Source organism: Paraburkholderia sp. (assembly GCF_049581445.1).
Classification (GTDB): Bacteria; Pseudomonadota; Gammaproteobacteria; order Burkholderiales; family Burkholderiaceae; genus Paraburkholderia.
Window position 1 is genome coordinate 1 of record NZ_JBAURZ010000132.1, and the last position, 5,344, is coordinate 5,344.

The 5,344-nt window shown below is 63.6% G+C and carries 6 protein-coding genes and 1 pseudogene; 1 reads left to right on the plus strand and 6 read right to left on the minus strand.

Going from position 1 to position 5,344, the window contains the following annotated elements:
• Window positions 1-113: pseudogene (locus WCA85_RS12160) on the minus strand (protein-L-isoaspartate(D-aspartate) O-methyltransferase); the annotation flags it as partial.
• Window positions 110-868 carry a 5'/3'-nucleotidase SurE gene (surE, locus tag WCA85_RS12165; protein ID WP_424064140.1) on the minus strand — a complete coding sequence of 253 codons (759 nt, stop codon included), beginning with the start codon at window positions 866-868 and terminating at the stop codon, window positions 110-112. The pseudogene WCA85_RS12160 and the gene surE, both read right to left, overlap by 4 nt.
• A gap of 178 nt (window positions 869-1,046) precedes the next feature.
• Between surE and WCA85_RS12170 the strand changes: the two genes are divergently transcribed.
• Complete coding sequence (locus tag WCA85_RS12170; RefSeq protein WP_424064141.1) at window positions 1,047-2,021, plus strand: NADPH:quinone oxidoreductase family protein; 975 nt, start codon at window positions 1,047-1,049, stop codon at window positions 2,019-2,021.
• A 53-nt stretch (window positions 2,022-2,074) separates the two neighbouring features.
• Here the strand turns inward: WCA85_RS12170 and WCA85_RS12175 are convergent, their stop codons facing one another.
• The 4 genes from WCA85_RS12175 to WCA85_RS12190 all read right to left on the minus strand — a co-directional run.
• Complete coding sequence (locus tag WCA85_RS12175; protein WP_424064143.1) at window positions 2,075-3,298, minus strand: CaiB/BaiF CoA transferase family protein; 1,224 nt, start codon at window positions 3,296-3,298, stop codon at window positions 2,075-2,077.
• A gap of 116 nt (window positions 3,299-3,414) precedes the next feature.
• Complete coding sequence (recR, locus tag WCA85_RS12180) at window positions 3,415-4,011, minus strand: recombination mediator RecR (RefSeq protein WP_424064144.1); 597 nt, start codon at window positions 4,009-4,011, stop codon at window positions 3,415-3,417.
• 204 nt (window positions 4,012-4,215) lie between these two features.
• Window positions 4,216-4,542 carry a YbaB/EbfC family nucleoid-associated protein gene (locus WCA85_RS12185; protein WP_424064146.1) on the minus strand — a complete coding sequence of 109 codons (327 nt, stop codon included), beginning with the start codon at window positions 4,540-4,542 and terminating at the stop codon, window positions 4,216-4,218.
• A 60-nt stretch (window positions 4,543-4,602) separates the two neighbouring features.
• A partial coding sequence (locus WCA85_RS12190; RefSeq protein ID WP_424064148.1) for a DNA polymerase III subunit gamma/tau C-terminal domain-containing protein occupies window positions 4,603-5,344 on the minus strand: 742 nt, incomplete at its 5' end.

The following is a 5,344-nucleotide window of genomic DNA, read 5'->3' on the forward strand; positions in this document are numbered from 1 at the left end:
GCTGCGGCGAGATTCGCGGCGCGCACCTCACCCGGCCGTCCTTCGGGCCGACGTGGCTCGCGCACCAGATCCTCGAGGCCAAGCGGAAAGCGCTTTGCGCGCTCGTTGGTCATGAAGTGCCGCTCCCGGCGCGCGCCCAGTCGCGTGCCGCGGGCAACATCTGCGTGTGAGTCAGATCGAGCTGCAACGGGGTAATCGACACGTGGCCGTTCGCGACAGCGTGGAAATCCGTGCCTTCGCTCGCATCGCGCGCGCTGCCGGATGGCCCGATCCAGTAGATGGGTTCGCCGCGCGGGTTGGTCTGCGGGATCACCGGTTGCGACGGATGCCGCTTGCCAAGACGCGTCACGCGCCACTCGCCCAGTTGGTCATACGGCAAGTTTGGAATATTGACGTTCAACAACGGATGCCCAGGCAGCGGATGCGCGAGATAATGAGCAACGATTTCCGCGGCGACGCGAGTGGCCGCATCGAGGTGCACCCAGTCCTTGTCGACCAGCGAAAAAGCGATGGCCGGCACGCCGAACATGATGCCTTCGGTGGCGGCGGCGACGGTCCCTGAATAGAGCGTGTCCTCGCCCATATTCTGGCCGTTGTTGATGCCGGACACGACCAGATCGGGCGTGTGATCGAGCATGCCGGTTAGCGCAATATGCACGGAATCGGTCGGCGTGCCGTTCACGTAATAGAAGCCCGTTGACGAGCGCAGCACCGACAACGGCCGCGACAATGTCAACGAGTTCGACGCGCCGCTGCAGTTCTGCTCGGGCGCCATTACAGTGACATCGGCGAATGCCTTCAGCGCTTCGTAAAGCGCGGCCAGGCCGGGCGCCAGATAACCGTCGTCGTTGCTGAGTAGGATTCGCATGCGGCGATTGTAACCGAGGAAAGATGGCGCGCGAACGACACCCCAGACCTCGCGGGTTCAATGCACGTCCGGCGAGAGTGCGACACTGCTCCAGCACTTTCGGCAGGACAAAAACGCACGGTCGTTCGAGTTGAATTACACTGCAAAATCCTGCTTGAACCCTCGACATGGAGACACGATGCGCGCGATTCGCTGTAATCAATACGGGCCACCGGAAAGCCTGGTCGTCGAAGACTTGCCCGAGCTCGCGCCGCAAGCCGGCGAAGTTCTCATCGACGTCATGGCGGCGGCCGTCAATTTCCCTGACGTGCTGATCATTGAAAACAAATACCAGTTCAAGCCGCCCCTCCCATTCACGCCAGGCTCGGAAGTCGCGGGCGTGGTGCGCGCGGTCGGCGCGGGTGTATCGCAGTTCCAGCCGGGCGCGCGAGTGGTGGCGTATACCGGCCAGGGCGGCTTCGCGCAGCAGGCCGTTGCTGCAGCAGGCGCGTGTGTGCCTCTTGCCGAAGGCGTCGGCTTTGCCCAAGCCGCCGCGTTCACGCTGGCGTATGGCACGTCGTATCATGCCGTGGTCGATCGCGGTGCGCTCAACGCCGGCGAGACGATGCTCGTGCTGGGTGCGGCGGGCGGTGTTGGACTTGCTGCTGTGGAGATCGGCAAAGCGCTCGGCGCACGCGTGATTGCAGCGGCCTCGACCGATGAAAAACTTGCCGTCTGCGTGAAGCATGGCGCGGACGCGACCATCAACTACGCCACTGAAGATCTGCGCGAACGCATCAAGGCGCTGACCGACGGCAAAGGGCCCGACGTGATCTATGACCCGGTCGGCGGGGTCTATGCGGAACCGGCGTTTCGCAGCATTGCGTGGCGCGGTCGCTATCTCGTCGTCGGATTCGCGAATGGCGAGATTCCGAAACTGCCGCTCAACCTGACGCTGCTCAAAGGCGCAAGCATCGTCGGCGTGTTCTGGGGCGATTTCGCGAAGCGTGAGCCGCAGCACAACGCGGCCGGGTTCCAGGAGATGGTCAAGTGGATTGGCGAAGGCAAACTGCATCCTTATGTGTCGGCGCAGTATCCGTTGGAGGAAACCGGGCGGGCACTACGCGATATGGCGGAGCGCCGGGTCGTGGGCAAGATCGTGATTACGCCGTAAGGGCTGATGGCGTTGGCATGATTGCTGGGCCGGCGATGCTGGCCCGTCAACGTTCACACCACTTGTTGCGCGTGCAACCGTGCAATCTGATCCGTGTCGTAACCGAGCGAGCGCAGCACCTCGTCGGTGTGCTCGCCTAGCTCAGGCCCCAGCCAGCGGGTCTCACCCGGCGTCTGCGAAAGCTTCGGGGTAACGGCAGGCAGCGTGATCTCCTTGCCGTCCTGCCACTTGAAGCGCTGGATCATCTGACGCGCCATGAACTGCGGGTCGGTGAACATGTCCGCGACGCTATAGATGCGGCCCACCGGCACGTCTGCGGCGTTGAGCACCGCAAGCGCTTCGTCGATCGTGCGGCTCGCGAGCCATGCCGCAATCGCAGCGTCAATTTCCTGGGTACGCGGCACGCGGCCATCGTTGTGCGCCAGCGCCGGATCGTTGGCGAGATCCGCGCGCTCGATTGCCAGCATCAGGCGCTTGAAGATCGGATCGCTATTGCCGCCAATTACGATGCTGCCGTCGCGGCACGGATAGGTGTTCGATGGCACGATGCCCGGCAGCGATGCGCCGGTGCGTTCGCGCACCATGCCGTACACGCCGTACTCGGGCACCACACTTTCCATCATGTTGAAGACCGCCTCGTAGAGCGCGACATCGACCACCTGCCCTTTGCCCCCATTCACCTGGCGATGATGCAGCGCCATCAACGCGCCGATCACGCCGTGGAGCGCCGCGATCGAATCGCCGATCGAAATGCCAATGCGCGGCGGCGGCAGATCCGGATAACCGGTGATGTGGCGCAGACCGCCCATCGATTCAGCAATCGCACCGAACCCCGGGCGATCGCGATACGGTCCGGTTTGTCCATAGCCGGACAGACGCACCATCACGAGGCCGGGGTTCTCTGCGGACAATACGTCATAGCCTAGCCCCAGTTTTTCGAGCAGACCGGGACGAAAATTCTCGACGACGATATCCGCCTCTTTGGCAAGCCGTCGCACGATCTCCTTGCCCTCTTCTGCCTTCAGGTTGATCGTCATGGATTTCTTGTTGCGCGCCTGGACAGCCCACCACAACGAGGTGCCGCCTACTTCCGGATAAAGCTTGCGCCATTTGCGCAGCGGATCGCCGCCTTTCGGATCCTCGATCTTGATCACGTCCGCGCCGAATTCGCCAAGAAAGCGCGCGGCGAACGGGCCGGCGATCAGTGTGCCGAGTTCGAGCACCTTGACGCCCGCCAGCGGGCCAGCGGGACGTGCTTCGTCAGGGGTTGGGCTCATGGGTCTGATCTCCTCTTGAGGGGGCGAAGCACGGGCGTTTGCATCTGCGTTTGCATCTGCATCTGCGTTTGCCGGGCTTGCTGCCAGGCTGCCGGGCGGCCGCCTGGGACGCCGGGCTACAGCGAGCGCCGGTCGAGCATGGCTCGCGCGATCGTGCCGGCGTCGACATATTCAAGTTCACCACCGACCGGCACGCCGCGCGCCAGACGCGTGACGGCAAGGCCGCGCGCCTTGAGTGTCTGTCCGAGGTAATGCGCGGTGGCTTCGCCCTCGTTCGTGAAATTGGTCGCGAGCACGACTTCCTTGACGATGCCATCCGATGCGCGCTTGACCAGCCGGTCGAAGTGAATCTCTTTCGGGCCGATACCATCGAGGGGACTCAGGCGCCCCATCAACACGAAATAGAGGCCGCGGTACGTCATGGTCTGCTCGAGCATGATCTGGTCAGCGGGTGTCTCGACGACGCACAGCAGCGCGGGATCCCGCTCGTCATCGCTGCACACTTCGCAAATCTGCGCTTCGGTGAAAGTGTTGCACTTCTCGCAGTGCTGCAGATGCTCGGTTGCGGAGAGCAACGCTCGACCCAGCTTTTCCGCGCCCTCGCGGTCATGCTGCATCAGGTGATACGCCATGCGCTGCGCGGATTTCGGCCCGACACCGGGCAATACACGCAGCGCTTCGACGAGCGCCGACAAGGCGGAAGGTTGTTTCATGCTGAATCGGCGGCGTCGAAGTGGCTGTTACGTGGCAGCGGGCACGTGCGGCGAAGTCGCGCCACGCCCCTGGACGCTGCGATCATCTCGCGGCATCCTGGGCGCGGGCTGCGGCATTCGGTGCTGCATGCGGGGTGGCATTGGTCGCTACATCCGGTGCGGCATGGGACGCAGCAACAAGCGCAGCGCCCGCGCTGCCTGGGTTCAGAACGGCAGCTTGAAGCCCGGCGGCAGCGGCATACCAGCGGTCATACCACCCATCTTCTCTGCAGCAGTAGCTTCAGCCTTGCGCACGGCGTCGTTGAATGCAGCGGCGACGAGGTCTTCCAGCATGTCCTTGTCGTCAGCGAGCAGACTCGGATCGATCGATACGCGGCGCACGTCGTTCTTGCACGTCATCGTCACCTTGACGAGACCCGCACCCGACTGCCCCTCGACCTCGATCAGGGCGAGCTGATCCTGCATCTTCTTCATGTTTTCCTGCATCTGCTGGGCCTGCTTCATCAGCCCTGCGAGTTGGCCTTTCATCATGGACATGCTCCTTCTTGATAGCTTGCAATGCGGGAATCTGGCGCCACGTAGCGCCAGGAATCAATGGGTGGATGGCAGGTTGCCTGAAGCGTCCTGTGCAATCGGGCGAATCGAGCCAGGCACGATGCTCGCGCCGAACTCGCGGATCAGCGATTGTACAAACGGATCAGTACCGATCTCGCGCTCGGCCTCCTTCTGACGCTGCGCACGGGCGGCGGCGTCAAACGCAGCGGCGGTGCGGCGCGCGGGGCCAACTACGACCTGGACCTCGACCTCTTTGCCGAGCCGTTCGGCCAGCGCTGCTTTCAACTTTGCGACCTGCGAAGTTTCGGCGTACTGCGGCACCGGCACGCTCAACTTGAGCAGGGTGCCTTCGAGCGCCATCAGTTCGCTGTTGAATGCGAGCTGATAGGAAATTCCCTTGAGCGAAAGGCTCACGGCAAGCGCTGGCCAATCGCCGTTGAAACCGATCGCGTCCAGCGCGATAGCCGGCGGTAAAGGCCGCGTATCCACAGGGGCCGGCGCCGGTGCAGCATTCGAGACACGCACGTCGTCAGGGCCACTGTCGAAGACGGGCATATAGCCGTCGTCAGGCGGACCGAAATAGTCGTCCTCGGCCGAAAGCGGCACGAAGTCGTCCGGCGGCATATCGTCCCACGGCGGCACCGCTGAGGCGCCCTGCTCCGCGCCACGTTGCATCGACGGCCGCGCTGGTGCGCGAGCGCCTGAGGCACCCGGTGCAGCCATTGCGCCGGTTGTGTCTGGTGTCTCAGGCGTACGGCGCGGTGCCCCGGGGGTTGGC